This window comes from Pseudomonas sp. MWU13-2105 (assembly GCF_023242315.1).
Lineage (GTDB): Bacteria > Pseudomonadota > Gammaproteobacteria > Pseudomonadales > Pseudomonadaceae > Aquipseudomonas.
The window spans coordinates 377,271-393,604 of sequence record NZ_JALLIY010000003.1 but is presented as its reverse complement, the minus strand read 5'-3'; the positions used below and the strand labels follow the sequence as shown (position 1 = coordinate 393,604).

The 16,334-nt window shown below is 50.4% G+C and carries 18 protein-coding genes and 1 pseudogene; 6 read left to right on the top strand and 13 right to left on the bottom strand.

Going from position 1 to position 16,334, the window contains the following annotated elements:
• Positions 1 to 141 precede the first annotated feature (141 nt).
• From M5B96_RS06555 to M5B96_RS06545, 3 genes are read left to right on the top strand one after another with little or no spacing between them, the layout of a single operon-like run.
• Positions 142 to 759, top strand: coding sequence for a LysE family translocator (locus M5B96_RS06555; RefSeq protein WP_248795887.1), 618 nt, complete (start codon positions 142 to 144; stop codon positions 757 to 759).
• A 26-nt stretch (positions 760 to 785) separates the two neighbouring features.
• Complete coding sequence (gene panB, locus M5B96_RS06550; RefSeq protein ID WP_248795886.1) at positions 786 to 1,628, top strand: 3-methyl-2-oxobutanoate hydroxymethyltransferase; 843 nt, start codon at positions 786 to 788, stop codon at positions 1,626 to 1,628.
• A gap of 30 nt (positions 1,629 to 1,658) precedes the next feature.
• Positions 1,659 to 2,159 (top strand): MaoC family dehydratase, encoded by a 501-nt coding sequence (locus M5B96_RS06545; protein ID WP_248795885.1) that lies wholly within the window; start codon positions 1,659 to 1,661, stop codon positions 2,157 to 2,159.
• Between the two features lie 85 nt (positions 2,160 to 2,244).
• Here the strand turns inward: M5B96_RS06545 and M5B96_RS06540 are convergent, their stop codons facing one another.
• The 3 genes and pseudogenes from M5B96_RS06540 to M5B96_RS06530 form a co-directional block, all read right to left on the bottom strand.
• Positions 2,245 to 2,433, bottom strand: coding sequence for a tautomerase family protein (locus M5B96_RS06540; protein WP_248795884.1), 189 nt, complete (start codon positions 2,431 to 2,433; stop codon positions 2,245 to 2,247).
• Positions 2,434 to 2,467: 34 nt separating this feature from the next.
• Positions 2,468 to 3,094, bottom strand: a pseudogene (locus tag M5B96_RS06535) (DUF4011 domain-containing protein); the annotation flags it as partial.
• A 166-nt stretch (positions 3,095 to 3,260) separates the two neighbouring features.
• The gene (locus M5B96_RS06530; RefSeq protein ID WP_248795883.1) at positions 3,261 to 4,265 is read right to left on the bottom strand and encodes a hypothetical protein; all 1,005 of its coding nucleotides are present in this window, start codon (positions 4,263 to 4,265) and stop codon (positions 3,261 to 3,263) included.
• A gap of 283 nt (positions 4,266 to 4,548) precedes the next feature.
• Between M5B96_RS06530 and M5B96_RS06525 the strand changes: the two genes are divergently transcribed.
• On the top strand, positions 4,549 to 5,727 hold the full coding sequence (locus M5B96_RS06525; RefSeq protein WP_248795882.1) for a phospholipase D family protein: 1,179 nt from the start codon (positions 4,549 to 4,551) through the stop codon (positions 5,725 to 5,727).
• 256 nt (positions 5,728 to 5,983) lie between these two features.
• Positions 5,984 to 6,157, top strand: a complete 174-nt coding sequence (locus M5B96_RS06520) for a type II toxin-antitoxin system CcdA family antitoxin (RefSeq protein ID WP_248795881.1) — start codon at positions 5,984 to 5,986, stop codon at positions 6,155 to 6,157.
• A 376-nt stretch (positions 6,158 to 6,533) separates the two neighbouring features.
• Here M5B96_RS06520 and M5B96_RS06515 read toward each other — a convergent pair whose 3' ends face one another.
• From M5B96_RS06515 to M5B96_RS06490, 6 genes are all read right to left on the bottom strand, one after another.
• Positions 6,534 to 6,869: a hypothetical protein gene (locus M5B96_RS06515; RefSeq protein ID WP_248795879.1), complete on the bottom strand. Its 336-nt coding sequence runs from the start codon at positions 6,867 to 6,869 to the stop codon at positions 6,534 to 6,536.
• 23 nt (positions 6,870 to 6,892) lie between these two features.
• Positions 6,893 to 7,621 carry a metallophosphoesterase family protein gene (locus M5B96_RS06510; RefSeq protein ID WP_248795878.1) on the bottom strand — a complete coding sequence of 243 codons (729 nt, stop codon included), beginning with the start codon at positions 7,619 to 7,621 and terminating at the stop codon, positions 6,893 to 6,895.
• 154 nt (positions 7,622 to 7,775) lie between these two features.
• Positions 7,776 to 7,991, bottom strand: a complete 216-nt coding sequence (locus tag M5B96_RS06505) for a hypothetical protein (protein WP_248795877.1) — start codon at positions 7,989 to 7,991, stop codon at positions 7,776 to 7,778.
• A gap of 41 nt (positions 7,992 to 8,032) precedes the next feature.
• The gene (locus M5B96_RS06500) at positions 8,033 to 8,413 is read right to left on the bottom strand and encodes a hypothetical protein (protein ID WP_248795876.1); all 381 of its coding nucleotides are present in this window, start codon (positions 8,411 to 8,413) and stop codon (positions 8,033 to 8,035) included.
• Positions 8,414 to 8,458: 45 nt separating this feature from the next.
• The gene (locus M5B96_RS06495) at positions 8,459 to 8,734 is read right to left on the bottom strand and encodes a hypothetical protein (RefSeq protein WP_248795875.1); all 276 of its coding nucleotides are present in this window, start codon (positions 8,732 to 8,734) and stop codon (positions 8,459 to 8,461) included.
• Between the two features lie 188 nt (positions 8,735 to 8,922).
• Positions 8,923 to 9,330, bottom strand: coding sequence for a DUF6957 family protein (locus M5B96_RS06490; RefSeq protein ID WP_248795874.1), 408 nt, complete (start codon positions 9,328 to 9,330; stop codon positions 8,923 to 8,925).
• Positions 9,331 to 9,576: 246 nt separating this feature from the next.
• Here M5B96_RS06490 and M5B96_RS06485 point away from each other — a divergent pair, with 246 nt between their 5' ends.
• The gene (locus tag M5B96_RS06485) at positions 9,577 to 10,050 is read left to right on the top strand and encodes an XRE family transcriptional regulator (RefSeq protein ID WP_248795873.1); all 474 of its coding nucleotides are present in this window, start codon (positions 9,577 to 9,579) and stop codon (positions 10,048 to 10,050) included.
• 797 nt (positions 10,051 to 10,847) lie between these two features.
• On the opposite strand, the gene M5B96_RS06480 is transcribed toward M5B96_RS06485, so the two are convergent.
• The 4 genes from M5B96_RS06480 to M5B96_RS06465 form a co-directional block, all read right to left on the bottom strand.
• Complete coding sequence (locus tag M5B96_RS06480; RefSeq protein WP_248795872.1) at positions 10,848 to 11,807, bottom strand: hypothetical protein; 960 nt, start codon at positions 11,805 to 11,807, stop codon at positions 10,848 to 10,850.
• Between the two features lie 229 nt (positions 11,808 to 12,036).
• The gene (locus tag M5B96_RS06475) at positions 12,037 to 12,891 is read right to left on the bottom strand and encodes a hypothetical protein (protein WP_248795871.1); all 855 of its coding nucleotides are present in this window, start codon (positions 12,889 to 12,891) and stop codon (positions 12,037 to 12,039) included.
• Between the two features lie 7 nt (positions 12,892 to 12,898).
• Positions 12,899 to 13,795 carry a TniB family NTP-binding protein gene (locus tag M5B96_RS06470; RefSeq protein ID WP_263859458.1) on the bottom strand — a complete coding sequence of 299 codons (897 nt, stop codon included), beginning with the start codon at positions 13,793 to 13,795 and terminating at the stop codon, positions 12,899 to 12,901.
• A gap of 183 nt (positions 13,796 to 13,978) precedes the next feature.
• Positions 13,979 to 15,778: a transposase family protein gene (locus tag M5B96_RS06465; RefSeq protein ID WP_248795870.1), complete on the bottom strand. Its 1,800-nt coding sequence runs from the start codon at positions 15,776 to 15,778 to the stop codon at positions 13,979 to 13,981.
• Positions 15,779 to 16,334 lie beyond the last annotated feature (556 nt).

Sequence of the window (16,334 nt, the reverse complement as noted above, 5' to 3'; positions counted from 1 at the left end):
GAATCTCCCCATCTGCAGCAATCCGATGATTATCTTTGGAAGTAAATTCTAACAAGATTTCATTATTCTTCCTCGTATCAGTAATTATTGGAGCGAGACGATGCAACGAGCGATATGCCAGCAACTGAGGTGGGCAGCACCATGACCTTGAGCGTTTTTGTTGCCTTTTGGGCCGTGTCGATTCTATTCGTCATCACGCCGGGCGCAGATTGGGCCTATGCGATTTCAGCGGGCCTAAAGGGCCGAGTCGTCATACCTGCCGTGGGCGGACTCTTGTCCGGCCATTTGATCGCAACCATGATCGTTGCCGGTGGTGTCGGCACGCTGGTGGCCAACCACCCCACTGCCTTGGCCGTGCTGACCGTTGCCGGGGCAGGTTATTTGCTTTGGTTAGGTCTAAATATGCTTGCCCACCCCGCTACACCACATTCTGATGATGTTCAGGCGTCGAGTTCCTGGAAGCACTGGGCGATCAAGGGGCTTTGTGTAAGCGGGCTGAATCCGAAGGTATTCCTGCTGTTCCTGGCGCTGTTGCCTCAGTTCACCGACGCCACCGCTGCCTGGCCTGTTCCGATGCAGATGATTGCCCTGGGGCTCATCCACACGGTCAGTTGCGGCGTGATCTATCTGCTGGTCGGATTTGGCTCGCAGGTGGTGCTGCAAGCGCGTCCAGTCGCGGCTCGTTTCGTCAGCCGTTTCTCCGGCGCGGCTATGATCATCATCGCGGTCGTTCTGCTCACCGAGCAGGTGCTGGGTTGATCCATTTTCTAAACGAGGCAAACACCATGACCGATCAACCTTCACCATATGGCGGTGCTCCACAAGTCTCCAAGGCGCCACGAATCCGGATTCCGCATCTGAAACAGATGAAAGTAGAGGGGCAGAAATGGGCGATGCTCACCGCGTATGACATGTACAGCGCAGCTATTTTCGAAGAAGCCGGAATACCCGTCCTGCTAGTCGGCGACTCTGCGTCCAACAATGTCTACGGTAATGAATCCACGTTATCCATTACCGTTGACGAACTGATCCCTCTGGTTCGTGCAGTAAGCCGTTCGACACAACGAGCACTGGTAATTGCTGATCTTCCATTCGGCTCTTATCAGGCCTCGGCGGAGCAGTGCTTCCACACAGCCGTACGTTTCATGAAAGAAGCTGGAGCGCATGCGGTCAAACTCGAGGGTGGTATCGAAATGCTGCCTCAGGTCGAGAAACTCGTGAGTTCAGGCATACCCGTCATGGCGCACATTGGCTTCACCCCACAGATGGAACATCAACTGGGAGGCTACCGTGTCCAAGGTCGGGGCGAAGATGCGCAGCGCTTGATAGACGCAGCCAAAGCGCTTGAGGCCGCCGGTGCCTTTGCTGTTTTGATTGAGATGGTGCCCGGTGATGTGGGTCGAGCGATCTCTGAAGCCATTTCAATCCCGACTGTCGGGATTGGAGCAGGTAACCAATGCGATGCCCAGGTGCTGGTCTGGCAGGACATGGCCGGGCTACGCAGCGGATGTCTGCCGCGATTCGTCAAACAGTACGCAGATCTTCGATCGGTACTTCACACGGCAGCGAGGGACTTTGCGCTTGAGGTGAATGCAGGAACATTTCCAGGCCCTGAACATACTTTTTAGGTGCCTCCCCTCACCTTCCAAGGAGTTGTGATGAAAAGTCCAAGAGAACGTGCTGCCGAAGGTCTTGAGGTCGGAGACCGGTTCACGATAGTCCGCTGTTTTTCCGAGGACGATATTCGTCAATTCGCTCAGATTTCTCGCGACTACAACCCGGTTCACTGCGACGCACGCTACGCGGATCTGCGCAAGTTCAAGGCGCCTATTGCTCATGGCCTGCTGACAGCCAGCCTCCTCACCGAGATTGGGGGGCAAATAGGATGGCTAGCAACAGGAATGAGTTTCGAGTTTAAACGACCGGTATACGCGGAAGAACAGATCACCTGTCACTGGCTCATCACTGAAGTAGATGAACGCGGTCACGCAAAAGCCGAAGTCAGGATACTTAACGCAGAAGGAATCCCGGTGATGGAGGCGACGACTTCTGGTGTACTACCTGGAACTGAAGAACGTGAACGCCTTAAACAGATGCTCGCTGACGGAGATCCCACCAACGGCGCCATCCACGTCCTAAATCACCTGCCTCAGCGCTAGGGGTCTCCGCCACGAATCGGATGCTTCCCTAGCCTTGAGTAGAGGGATAGCTGTCCTTATCTTATGTAGCCTGTCGACGCATGATCTACTTTTCCGACTCGAATAATTCCCCCGCTACGGCCCAATTGCTGGCAGGGACATCCTCAAAAAGAACGTAGACCCACTTGGGATCAACCCCGGTATGTTTTACCAGCGTTTGAGTGATCTCTGCGGCAACGTGCTTCTTGGCATCCTGGTCTTTATCGTCGAACCAGGTTACACGTACAACAGGCATAAGCTTTTCCTCTGGATTGATTCAGTCATTTGTCTACGTGTTGGCCCGAATCGTCCCGAGGGAGCTCGGTCTCAAGCGACCCGAGATTCAATTCGAAATCTTGGCGAAGCATCTCGATGAGTGTCGGGTTGAATCTAGGTTCGTCGTCGTGCAGCACCATCGAAAAACCTGAACGCGCGCTTTTGCGCTCAAGCGTCACAGGGATCAGGACAAGCGGCGCCCGGTACTTCTGCCCGCCTTTGTCCGCTCGCTCCCAGCTGAGAAAACCCAGAGCAAGGTAAAGGGTGTTAGAGCCCCCTTCTTGCAAGGCAGTTCGAGCTCCCCGATAGAGTTCGATCAGCCGTGCTTCCATTTCAGTGCTGGAGAGGCCGACAAACACCTCATTCCGTTTCAAGGCGTCCAGGGCGTGGAGACGACGAACATCTTCTCGCTCACGTAATTCGTACAGTACCTGGTCACGTGGGTCAGCCCCATCCATCAGGTCGGGACGTGTCAGCAATTTCAGTTTTTTACCGCTGGCCAGGAAATCTTCCAGCGCTGCAGGATCGGGAGACTCGAGCTTCAGAGACTTTTTCCCGGCCTTGAAGTTGAGCAAATTATTGCGAAGCGACAAGTCCAGTAGCTTGCGTTGCCACCGCCCCAGGCGATCTTTTGGATCAAGCAGGCGCTCATGCGCTTCCCCTATCCTGCCTATGGTGGCGCACATGAACGCGGAGCATGGTGAGTGGGCTCAACGCGGCAAGTAGGCGCCGGAAATGATCGCCATCTTATAACGGGTTCCCGGGGGCAGTCCCCTTCAAAGGTGGTTCGCCAAGACCGTCTATCTGTTAGGCGTTCGTGACGAACTGTCGAGCATCCAACGCATTAACAGGTTGGAAACCGGACGTCTTTTTAAAGGATGTGTTGTGCACGAAATTTTTCATGGAATCGGAAGGATCGATCGAATCCATATTCAATGCTTCCAGGGTGTGCCTGGAGAGCGCTACGCTCAATATAGGTAACTCTTCTATATGCCCCGTAGCTGAGTTCAGCACAGCGTCGATGGCCGTCACGATCACAAGGTCATCAGGGAGCATCGACAAAAGCTCGCGCCCTACCCTCAAAACACAGCTGCACACATAGTCCTGCAAAAGCTCATTGTACTTTCCGGCTGGCATCTTCTTCGTTGAAAGCTTTCCGCTCTGCAGCAAGGACTTGATCTCAGCTGGAATGACGCGAACACCATGAACGCCAAGACTAGCCTCCACTAGACCCGTTTCCCCTATTGAGAACTTGATCGATGTGCCGAGATGAGAAATGTCAGTGAATGGATCGACGAGCTTGATAGCTTCTAGCTTCGCCTTCCCTGTACCGCTCAGGACACCCTGCGCGATAGTGTATTCCTGGTGCCAAGAGTCATGCTCGACTCGCCACTTCGCGACAGCGGCCTCATGCTGTTTAGCATCGTGTAGGCGCCCCGTCTCAATGGCGGCAGCCAAGTTTTTACGTTGGCGCGTTTCGAGCTTGAACAACTTTGCGAAGAAACCAGGCTTATAGGTTTGCTCTTGAGCTTTAGCATGCGCTTCACTCGTATCTGCGAATGCGGGCTTTACGGGTTCAGCCCTATCAACGAATGATTGCCAATCTATTTCCTCCCCACATTCTTTATGCACGGAGAGCAGAACATCGATTAGGTTTCCGTAGACTTCGACTTCGTAGGCTGCTTGCTCAAGCGCCTCCATCTTGGCGTATTCTTTTTGGCGTGACTGAAGCTCACGTTGCCTACGCTGGGCGTTACGATCAGCTTTACGCGAAGCTGCCTGCATCGAACGCAACGTTCCTTTCCAGCCCATATCTCATTCCTTCGAAGTATTGGTTGATCGGTTTCAGACCACGAACAGCCTCGGATGATGATGGCAGCTTAGCACCAAGACTCGATTTGGAAAGGTGATGAACTTGATGAAGACTGCACGAGCTTGATTGGGCTATACAACGAATCAGAAGACCAGCTTCTTCGCCGTATTCCGGGCTCGTTTGTATTGGGCTAACCGAAGGCCACTTTGGTAACCCTCGACCTGACCGCTGCCACTGGCAAACCCAGCGACGCCACCTCAACAACAACGCGGATTTTTTTGCATGAAATTGCTTTTACTTCCCAAACGTTCCGGCACCGAGCTTCAAGACGTCTATCGTCGCGCCCTTCGCGAATCGACTCATCTGTACATCGTCAGCGCTTACCTGACTCATTGGGACATCAAGGGCGACCTGGGCCACCAGTGCGAGTCATTCAAGTTCATAGTTGGCAAAGACTTTGGAATTACCCGCAAGGCAGCTTGCGAGGACGTACTCCGATGGCTTCCCTCAGACAGGCATGATGATTTTCTCGCCGCGGAAGCAATAGACGGATTCCACCCGAAGGCCGTTTTTTGGAGAGAACTGGATGGCAAATCCTACGCGCTTGTCGGTTCTTCAAATCTCTCTAAAGCTGCTTTCTCTACCAATTACGAAGCTAATGGCTACTCACTGATTTCTGATGAGACTTTCAAAGCCGCCGAACAGTGGATCGAAAAGCTCGCAAACATGTGTGTAACCCTCGACGAAAATTGGATTCGTCGCTACCGAGAGGCCATCCAACCTAAGAAGCCGAAATCACCAGATACATCAGAAACAGAAGGCGAAGATGATGGAGCTGTCTTTGAGCTGATACTACCCGATCCCCATACGCTCAAGCGTTACGCGGCCGTTCTCGCCAGACGACGACAACAGATGCGCCTGTTCAAAAGCGTCAGGCCCGACCTCGAAACTTTATTCCGGACGACTGCGAGAGCCCGCGCATGGAATCCGTCTCGCAACCTAGACTTTTACGGCAACCTAAACGAGCTATGGTCACTCCATACCGGAAGCCGGTTCCAAGGTCTTGGTTGGGAAAGACACGGGCGAGGTAGTAATTTTCAAGAGCTTGCGAGAAGCCTGGTGCGAATATTGGACGCGCAGGTAGTATCCCGAGATCGTGTCGTGAAGGTAGAAATTGATCGCCTGCACCACATTGGCGTGAACACCAGAGGCGCCCTCCTCTCAGAGATGCTCTGCCAATTCTTCCCGAAGCAATACCACGTGCTCAATAAACCAGTCAGAGATTGGCTACGAGACTCAAGCCTAGACAGAGTACGAGGCGCGACCGAGGGCGAGAACTACATTCGCTGTGCACGCCTATTTCGTATAGCGCTCGAGCGCGCGAAAGATTATCCAGCGAAAAACATTGCTCAACTCGACGCCCTTATCTGGTTGGAGAGTAATCCCGACTCAGAATTTTAAACTGATGCGTCGAATGCGAGCTGCTTCCATCGGCTCAGGCCCATATGCGTCTAAGGACTCTCCCCCTTCGGAAAGCTGTTGCCCTTGTCACGCAGTAGCTTAGCCAAGAGGTGATGCAGGACGAGGATGCGCGGTAGTCATGTTTTCGTGCTTGACGAGTACAAACCAGAGCCCAAAATCTAACGCCGGGGCTAGCAGTTTGCGGCAACACGGCTACCGGTATCTTGTTGATAGCGATTCAGAAGAGGCGATGGCCATGCACCAACAGGAAGACATTATCCTCTCTGCGATGATGGAGCGGAATCGAGCGGAGGCGCTGCGTACGGAGCGGCACGAGGAATGGCTGGCAGAGAACAGGGAGGAATTAGATGCCTACAACCAACACGTAGAGGCCCTTGGAGTGTTCAGCGACAATGTGCGGAGCTTTTGAAGCAATCACTTCGCCAGCGGATCGCACTCACATCATCGAGGGCATGACTGCATCAAGTCAGTGGATGATATCGACCAGGGGCAAGGCACCGTTTTGGTACCACCAGTGGCAGATCACGTACCTACTACCATTACGTGTCTCGCAAACCCGATATCCCTTAAGCTCGAACACCCTTTCGATCCTGGAAGTGCGGATTCTCCCGCCGTCTACAAATCGGCCCCGCGATTCTGAAAAAACAACTCCAGTCATGCACGGAGGCTGAATCTCAGCAAAGCAAATGTATCCGCTGATCCGGAAACCGAAATCAATTTCCTGTGCCTCTAACACGCTCTTTGGGAATCCCAACTATCAACCCTCTTAGCATTCGATACCGACGTCAGTGAACTCGATCAAACCGGTCTAAAGCGCCATTGTCATAAAGCCAGTGGGCTACGACATACTTACCGCCATCGGCTGCAATCACGACTTCGTATCCATCTCGATTGTGTCGATCAGCAATGGGTTGCGTATGGATTGGCAACCCTTCCGGAAAGCTCCTGGCATGATCGCAAAACAAAAGCCCAGTCATGCGCGGAGGACGCTCCAATGCGCATAGCAAATAGCCAAGGACGTCTGGATCAGCAACAGCTTTGCGTGCTCGCTCAATGACCTTCGGCAGCCTGTACAACCGGAAGTCAGACAGCTCCGCTCCATAAGTTTTGATCCAGTGCACTTGGGCGTCCCCCTCTACAGCGATCAGATTTCTACAGTCAAATTGGGGGCAAAATCCGCGTTTCCCCCTGGGTAACCACGGGGATTCGAAATGATTCGGCATCCACCTAACGAGATATCCACCGCTCGATGCGTGTGGCCAAAAATCCACACGTCCACTAGCGGCAGAAGCGCGTGCCAGCGGTTGAAAAATGCGGCGCTGAGATGACCGTCATAGTTTTCACGGCCCGCTTCGGGGACAGGGCAATGATGCGTAACGACGACGGTTTTGCCATGAAATGGCTCGCTAAGCTCGCGCTTCAAAAATTCAAAAGCCACGCGATTTCGCTCAATCACATCTGCTGGGCATAGACGGCGAAAGTTGTCCTCAGTCGCAATCATCTTGAAGTCATTCATCAATTGCCCACATATCAACGTCGCCGCGATTACGTCCCCGGTAGATGAGAAATCCGTCCACCCTGTTGTGACCAAAAACCGGATTTCATCGTGAATCCAAACCTGGTTTTCCAGGACGTGAATATTGGGTGCGGCAGCGTCTCGCATTTTGTGAAGGGTGTGATCGATGTGGCCACCGTAAAATTCGTGGTTCCCACAGACATAAATGACTTCACGATCGAACGTCTGATTCGCCCACTCCACGCCACGACATTTTGTGTGGATGTCTCCCGCCAAGATCACCAAATCTGCGTCGTTCGGAGGCGGCACGAATTCAGAAAACTCGAGGTGTAGGTCTGAAAGGACGTAAACCTTCATCTGTGACTCCTCAAGCTCATTCGCTAGGTGCGCTAGGAAAAATATGAGCCAGTGAAAGGCGAGCAAGTTGCACCATGACGATTGAATCGCTCCTTCGCGCAAGCGCCTAGCTTCACCGTGTCCTCATCAGCCAGCGAACAATTGCCTGGGCTAATCAGTGCTTCGTAGGTTCTCCAGCACCCCACGTCGGTGGGTTTTCAACAATATCGATCGTCATCGTCAGCTCAAATTGCATACGAGCAAAAACAGCATCGAGGTTCGGATGAGATCCCGATTCACGAAGCGCTGTTACTAGCTGACGCAGCTCCTTGCCACTAGCAAGGGACATTTGAACATTGCAATACACGGTATCGTCGTCTTCCCGAGCCATATCAAATCCAGATTCCCATGCTGCGTTGGCGTGCCCTGTGCTCACTGAACAGTCGGTGACACGGGAGACCCATTCGTAGCGGGTTGCATGAAAGCTCTGAAACTTGGCCGCCCTACCCCTTTCATGAAAGAAGCGACCAAATATCGCGAATTCATGGTCGTCAACACCCAGAACTTCCCCTCCTTTTTTGCATAGCGAATGCTGGATGTGCGCATCAAATGTCCATCCGCGAAACGCCCAAAGCGATCCATCTTGGTATGGCCAAAAACCACACCAACAGCCACGCCATTTGATACGAAGACATCGCTCAAGCATGCAGTGATCGGCGCGTCATAGACGTATTCACTTGCACGAACGATCCGACGCAGCTGGAACTCCGTAAGACGCTTTGAGTGAAGATCGACTTCGTGGATGTCGCTCATTAATTTTCTCCGATTCAGTATTCGCCCAGCGATGGAGTAAAAACGTCAGTAAATTTTTCTGACGTTAGTTAACGCCTCCGGCTTGAAAGAGCGATCGTGAGTGTCTGTGTAGATCTTGCCGCTCTCAACCTCAAGCACGCATATCACGCAGCCATTACGGTCATGGCCGATGGAAATCGCCTTGATTATTTCCATTCGCCAACTTTTGCCGCCATTCATCCAAGAGGGTGTCAACGCTTGGATTTCAGTAATGACAAAGTCTTCATTCTGCGACTCAAGAAGCTCAAGCAGCCGTGTCTCGTCATTCAACATCTCAATCATGTTTACGAATCGACCGTCGTGCCTCTCTCTAACGCATACGTGGTACCAGTGAATATTCAACGCTCGCGAAATGCCATGCCAGTGAGCGAGACCCTCCCCGAACATACCAGGTACTCCCTCAATGTCTTCGATTTTGGTTCTGAACATTCTTGTCTCAGTTGGAAATCATTGCCTGGGCAACGCGTCGTCTAAAAGAAAGAAAAAATTGTTTTGAGGCTCGCTGGTTTTTCGTGGCCGCCCCCACAAAGGACATACACAGTGTTCCTCGTTTCGAAAAGAAATCCATCTTCAAACGAAACCGCAAAAGTGCTGCGCACCCAGTCGCCGACATCAAAACGACGCTGGCTGTCGAAGCGTACATTGTGAGCAAACAACACAAGCGGGAGCTGTCCCGCCGCGTGGATTTTTTGTAGCTCGTCTTCGGTGACTTCGGCTCGAAAAATCGTCCAGTCCTCCACTAAGCAATACGGTTTGCGGGGATAGAGGGCCTGCACCAGCCCCATCAGAATCTCATCTGAATCCACGACACCTTGGCGAGGTACGCCAGGATCGCCATCGAGTAGCTCCTCAGCACCTTCTTTTTTATGCGTGCTCAATCTCAAACCTCCGTCAATAAATCTGCTGTCTTCGTTGAGGGATGACCACCAGAAAGGGCTCTTGAACCGGAGTACCCATCACGGGTTAGGCGGTCTTGATGCTCCTTGAGACAGCTCTGGTGATGCCCCACTATCTTCACACCACTGCTTGCGGCCCACTGGGGCATCGCTTCAACGGATAATACACTATATTGACGTTTATTCGTAAACCTCAGTTATGGCTATATCCTGACTTTTGAGAAAGTCATGGAACTGAGAACCGCATTTGCAGGCGTACTTCGGGCGCTCCGCCTCGTCCGGCGCGCCAAGTACGCTGACGTCTCGGATGCGACCCACCGACGTAAAGTCAGTGCTCTCGAGAACGCGCAGACCAGCATCACCGTCGAGCAATTTGACGAGCTGGCGCAATCCCTTGGCTTCGATCCCATAGCGATGCTTACCCTCTGCATTGCTCACCGCCAGGGTGAGCAGCCACTCACCGTTATTGGTCGTGCATTGACCGACGTGGCTGCCTTTGAAGCTGAAGGTGGCATGAAGGTGCTCAGCGACCAGTTCGATGCTGACGGTAACCTCATAAAACGAGGCCGCGGCAAACCGCTAAACGCAGATAACGAGAGAGCGGTACTGGCACTCAAAGCCGAAGGTGCGACGCAGCAGCAGGCAGCAGCGCAGTTGGGGCTGGCTTTGACGTCGGTGAGGGAGTATTGGAGGAAGAGCTGATAATCAGGTGTTCACCCCTAGCACATGAGCTCACGCTCCAAACTCTGGCGTAGTGTCCTAGTGGTGATTTAATCAAACACCAGGCTTCCTGAGCGCGCCGCCCATTTTTCACAAGGTGGGTTCACGGAGCTATTACGATGCTACGAAACGGGCGCGTAATGATTTGAACCATCCAACATACGAAGCAGTTTTACTGCGCCCTAAGCCGCGACCTTGCTTTCATGATGTCAGTGCTCACGCAATTTCATAGTTGTTTTGACTATATAGATTGAAGCGAAAACTTTCTGTAGTGTCGACAGGCAACAGGTCAATTAGCTCTCGCTATTGCAAATCCGTTAGCGTATTCAATAGCACTACCGATTCTTTGGAGCAGGAGAGCGTCAGGAATTCGTATTGGGTTATAGAGATAACCGAGATGCCAGAAGCTTAAGTCGTAGAATGCCTTCATAAGGCTATTGGTTAAGAGGGCTAACTTAGCTGCTGGAATTTTTCGAACGACACGGAAAGGGCCGAATGAATCAAAATCCAGCCTGGTAATCCCCTGCGACGGGATGATCGAAGCCGTCTGCTCCTTCAAGTTTCGTCTATCTGCTTGCCAGAGCCAGAAACGATTAGGGTGCCTCAAGTAGATCAAGGCCGGCTTAGAAAATCCATTACGTCCTTCTCTGAACCGAAGCGTGTAAGTCAAGATCTTCCAAGCAACCACATCTACATGTAAAGCGACGACAAAATGAGAGCATGAGTGGCTACCGGGGCAATGCACCATGCAACCCGGCAACCAGTATATTGTACTTATCTTATGCATCATAACGGATCCGGATTAGTTCAGGAATATCCATCCGAGTGAGATTGAGGTATGACGTTTCATAAAGCTTAAGTTCCGAAAAAAGCAAACTCAATATTCCTGGAGAATCATCCAGTCTTGACCATATCGTGTGAGTATTCCAAGGGGAAAAATAACCTTCATGAAGGGTCTTGCGTGCCTGTTCACTGGTAATCCAGCCCAAAATAATTGCGCTGAAATAAAGAGCATACAGCCGCGCCAAGCAAGTGCTTCGATAGATTTCATTGTAAAAATCGCCATGAACCCCGAGACCCGCATAGTGGTCGCTGCCACCCCAATGATCGAATGCTATTTTGGGATAGCCGTGATGGAGCACGGGAATCATCATTGCCCTCATTAGGGTCAGCACGAACATCTGCACATCAAAACTATGGCCAGATTTGGATGCTCGTCTCGTCAGCTTATGCAATCGCTGTTGAGCCATTAGCGCCAGGCTATTTCTCACCCTCCCAGCATCACGAATCAAATCGCAATTTTCCTTGAACTGCGGATCATCCCAGTATGATACAAATGCCTGAATTGTGTAATCGTCATGATTTATAAAAAAAATCGACGAATCGTGAAGTGGAACACCATGTAACTCACAGAGCGGCTTAGTCAGATAGCACCACTGAACCTTACTGACCGGAATGCCGAACTTCTGGAAGGACTCCATAAAACATTGTGAGCAAAACGCCCTTCTGAATTGAGTCGGTATGGTGGGTTGACTGAATTTAGGGAATCGTTTATTCAACCAGGCTTGAGAGATGTTGAATGCTTGCTTGAAGGACTCGACGAAAGCGTTTTCAGTCAAGAGGTCGCGATCTGCAAACCATTCACCCCAGAGTCCTATTGAATCACGGCTTATGATCTCGCCCTCCGGCGAGCTGAATCTCTGATAGGACATAATAGGTATGTGGGCTGTTGAATTCACTCTCCACATCCATGAGGATAGGGTTTCGCCTGCTAATGGTTCCGGTACTGTATGCTTTCCTGGTTTCACTGTCGCTACTCATTTTTTTGAAGGGGCGTTACTGGCTGATTTATCATCCGCAACTTCAATAGTTACTAGGCTATTAAGTGCCACTCCGCCATTGAGGATCCCTTGTGAGTATTGAGGATCCCTGCGCGCATAATAAGGGTTACTTTGTATGCATTGAGGTTTAGGAGAAAGCTTTATGTTCAACTTTGTGACGAAGATCGGAAAAGTGATCAGGGAATTCATAAGTGAAAGGCGCGTCCGTAAAATTGATCGTCTTGCCGTTAAACCTCAGATGTGTCTTCAGAAGTTCTGAGCAGTACAGGGTTTCGCACGCGTAGATGATACGATCGATAGGCATGTCTTGGTCGAGTTTGCTAAATCGAGACATGCAGGGAGATTGAACGTCCGTACCGTATTGCTGATTGCACCAATCATAGAATCCTTGAACAACAGTGCTTACATCGAATGCTGGAATTACCCCCGATACTGGGATGACCATGCTCGTGACCCCCATGACCTTGGAGTAATATTCAAGTAACCTCCTATTTCTCGTAGACATGATGATTTTATATCGACCTCGGCTTCGCGCAAGTTGATAGAGCTGGCCAAAAATCACCTCTTCCATGTTATTTTGACTAGAAATGATATCCAGGTCATCGAAGATGATAGTCTTTCGGGCGGCCTGACGGCATTGTATCAAGCTCTCAGGCACATGCTTATAGGTGGGAAAGCTGCTAAAAGGAAAAAGTGCGTGGAGTACTTGGCCGATTATGTTAAGCCTCGTTGAGTATATGCGTGGCGTCACAACGATTACCTCGTCATAAAATTTGAGAGAAAACTCTTCGAGTATTGAGCTGATTCCTGCTCCTGCAGCCCCCCGCAACATCACAAGAATGGCGTCGTCGGATTTAGCTATACTATCCAAAGCTTCGTTAACCTTTGTGCGTTCAGGCCAGCGATGCTGGAATCCGTGGAGACCTTCCAGCACCGTGCGGGCAATCTGACGCTTTTTACTTAATGACAGATTTCGCTTCATCTAATCCTTACTGCTCCTCCTCTAATGGCATCTCTGCGCCACGCAGCGCGTAGTTGAAACTCGCCATAATGTCGTCAATGTTATCGAGGTGGCGGTGGTTGATGTGTTCGGTGCCGTCAATGATGCTCGCCATAGCAGATGCCTGCAGAATCTTCACAACGTTATCGGTGATACCCTGCCCCTTGTTCATAATTTTCAGGAACAACATCTGATCCTGAAAGTTAGTTTTGTTCTTCAGCGGCAAATGGTGGATATAGCTGGACACGAAGTTTCGAAACTCTGGCCCATTTTCCCACCCGTTAAGGGCCACCACAGGATATCGGCGTTCAAGCTGAGGATCCTGACGGAGCACACGCGCAGCTGCCGGCACCCCGAAAGCAAACACCGAGAGGCCGTAGGTGGAGCCTGACAGATTCTTCAGCAGCGAAAGGTTGATGCGCTGCTGAAGCTCGGTCAATGTCAGTGCATCATGAATCTCATCAATCACAATGGCGCAAATGTTTTCCGTCCTAATGATGTATTGAAGTTCTGGAGTAATGTTATGGCCTTGCCGCGCCCTTCGTCCTACCCCCAGACCAAGTTCGCTCAGGATAAGATCCTTAAGTGAGTAGCCATTAGGGCTTTGGTGCATGGTCACGAAGATCATTTTGTTTTCGTTCGTAGCATTCCTAGCCTTCATCTCGCCAATCAGAGCGGTTTTTCCCCCTCCTCCTGGAGCGGTAACAAGCATACTTGGAGCGTTAATCTTGTTACGCATCTTCATTGCCATTTCCATCCTTAGTATGATTTTCTGGGCGCTAGGATGGTGCACCCAGAAGTCGTTGGAGCAGGTGATAAGACGAACATCGTCTGGCTCATTGAAGTGGATGTGGGATGCAGGGTGTACGTGAGAGTAATCAGTCATAGTAGTCCACAAAAGTATGAGCGCATGAATTCCCCTGAGATATCGACCAGCAGACTATCAAAGTTTGCTTCAAGTTATCGGCACTTCGATAGTTCTGATCAGCAAGCGTTAGACCGATGTCCAAATAATAGACAAAGAGACCCAGCCCCATGCGTTCAGGTTAAGTACAAGATAAGTGTATAATCAGTTGCTGTCGTAAAAAGTCGGGGGTTGGTTGTAGTCAACATCCTCCGTTTTCTTGAAGAAACTGCCAATGTCAAAAACATTAGATTTCTTAGATGACTTGCTGGTGTTATTGGTCTTGCCGGTGGTATTGATTGTATTTTCGCTGTTGCTGCTATTTTTGTTCGGAGTCGTACGACTCAGAGAGCTGTCGTCTTCTGGCTTGTTGCCGTGTACGCCTGCTTGTTTCTTATAGTCAACTTTGCCTTTTTCCGCCTTCCTCCTGCGTTTTTCCTGAGTGGTTAATTTCACCTCCTTGTTTTTCTGCCTGGTAACTTCACCATACGACTGCGCCCCTTCTTTCGTCATGGTGCCATCCCGCTCTCCCTTCTGCTGACGTTGCCAGCGGTACATTTCATAGTCTGCACTCCTGTTAAAACTATTACGTACACAAGAGATCTTTTCAAAGATCTCCCCTGATTTCACGTAAATGAAACTCAAGTCGTAAGGGTCATATTTTACCGTGACCGCATCCCGAACCCTATCCCTAAGAAAGCGCCCATAATAGAACCTGCGGAAAATTTCAATGCCTCCCGGCACAACTTTCTTTTTCGGGATTTCTGGATAGAACCGGTATTTGAAGTCTTCATACTGGGAAGCTTCCAAAACCCGGCTATTCGGCTTTTTAGCAAAATGTCCTTCCCATGCTTCCGCAGGAGTCTTCCCCAGCTCCGAGTGCTTTGTCTGATGGTAAGCATGTAAGGTATACGCCAAGATACGCCGTAGCCCGGCTAACCCGATTGCGGACTTCTTGTTACTCTTCAGATGTTTACCCTGCTGGGCATTGGAGCCTGTAGTGCCTGGCAGCGGATGCATCGTGTTGAGCATCAACTTACCAATCAGACTTTCAATGTGACCGCCTTGGTGCTTTTCGGGAATATCTCGGTGCTCAACGTCAATGCCAAAGTCCTTGGCGTTGAGGACGAACACGTCAGAGATGAACTCCTTTGCGTTATCGGTGTGGATGACTTCCGCGAGTCCGTAGTAGGGAAGCAGGTGTTCTGGGAGTCCTAGGCTTTGCAGGAATGCCACTTTGGGCAAGGCGCAGTTTTCCATCAGCATTGCCACAGATACAGCGCTTGGCGGAAGCAATGAGACGTAGAATCCCAATATCACACGGGTATGCAGATCAACCGCGACACTGATGTAAGGACGTCCTAAGACGACTGTTCTGTCGTCCTCGTCCACCACCATAAGATCGACAACCGTATGATCGATTTGCACCCATTCCAACGGCCTCTTCGTAACTTTATAACCAGGCTTTGCCCCATACCTTTGCTTGGTTTGGTCGCCCGTGTGAGTCATCTTGTACAGGAGCGACTCTGTTTTGGCTTTGATCCAAGTCGCAACGGTATGGTAACTCGGCCTGAGCGTCCGTCTATTGTCAGCTTGCGTTTGGCAATGTTTCCATACCGCCGCGATGGTCTTGTGCTCAGGGTAGTGTTCCTCGAACATCTCCTCTATCAGCTTCAGTGTCTCAGGATCTGTCACTGTGAGGCCTGGCTTTCTTCCCGTTACATCCGATACCAGTGCCCTATAACTTTTAGCTCCTGCCATGTATTTCAGTAGCTTGTAAAAGCGAGACTTCTTGACGCAGAGAATCTCCATAGCTACATCAGCACTGATTGTTCCTGTCAAATAGTCTTTGAGAATCTCGTACCGCCTAACCGCCTCTTCATGCCGTCTTATTTCGGCGAGAGTACTTGTTGAATCCAGCTTCACATTAGAAGCTTCCAAAATGTGCTCAGGAACATCTTGCATTTGCCATTCCTCTAATACGTGGTCAGATCTAAAGATCTCACATTGCTAACGAAATACTTGCCAGACCTTAGATCGACCACTTTTGATTTTTTAAAGAGCGGGTTGTAACTGTCCAGCTATTGGATGCCGAGCAGTAAACCCAAATCCATTTTGAAGGTCAAGAGCGCCCCTTGGCTGTGTCAATATATGTAAAATAAAAACTTTTCTGAATTTACGTTACCGCACTAAATCGCTGAAAGCCTTAAGTAACAGGCACTCCAGAATTTTCGAATATTTTTTATTACTGAAAACCGCCCATAGCTTTATGGTTATATTGACAGCCGATTAGGACTTCCAGTTAGTCATTTGAATTTAATAATATTACTTAACGCCAAAATCCATCTAAAATTTAGATGAAAAAATTTTTTAAATGCTAGACCGATCCAACTGCCAAATAATTATGGATATATTGCCATTTTCTCCTTAGTTCTTTCGGAGAACGCTGTGAATAATATATAAGTATTGACAGGGATCTTGGCAGCCAAGTTGCTCTGACTGGCGCATGCGGAGACACAGG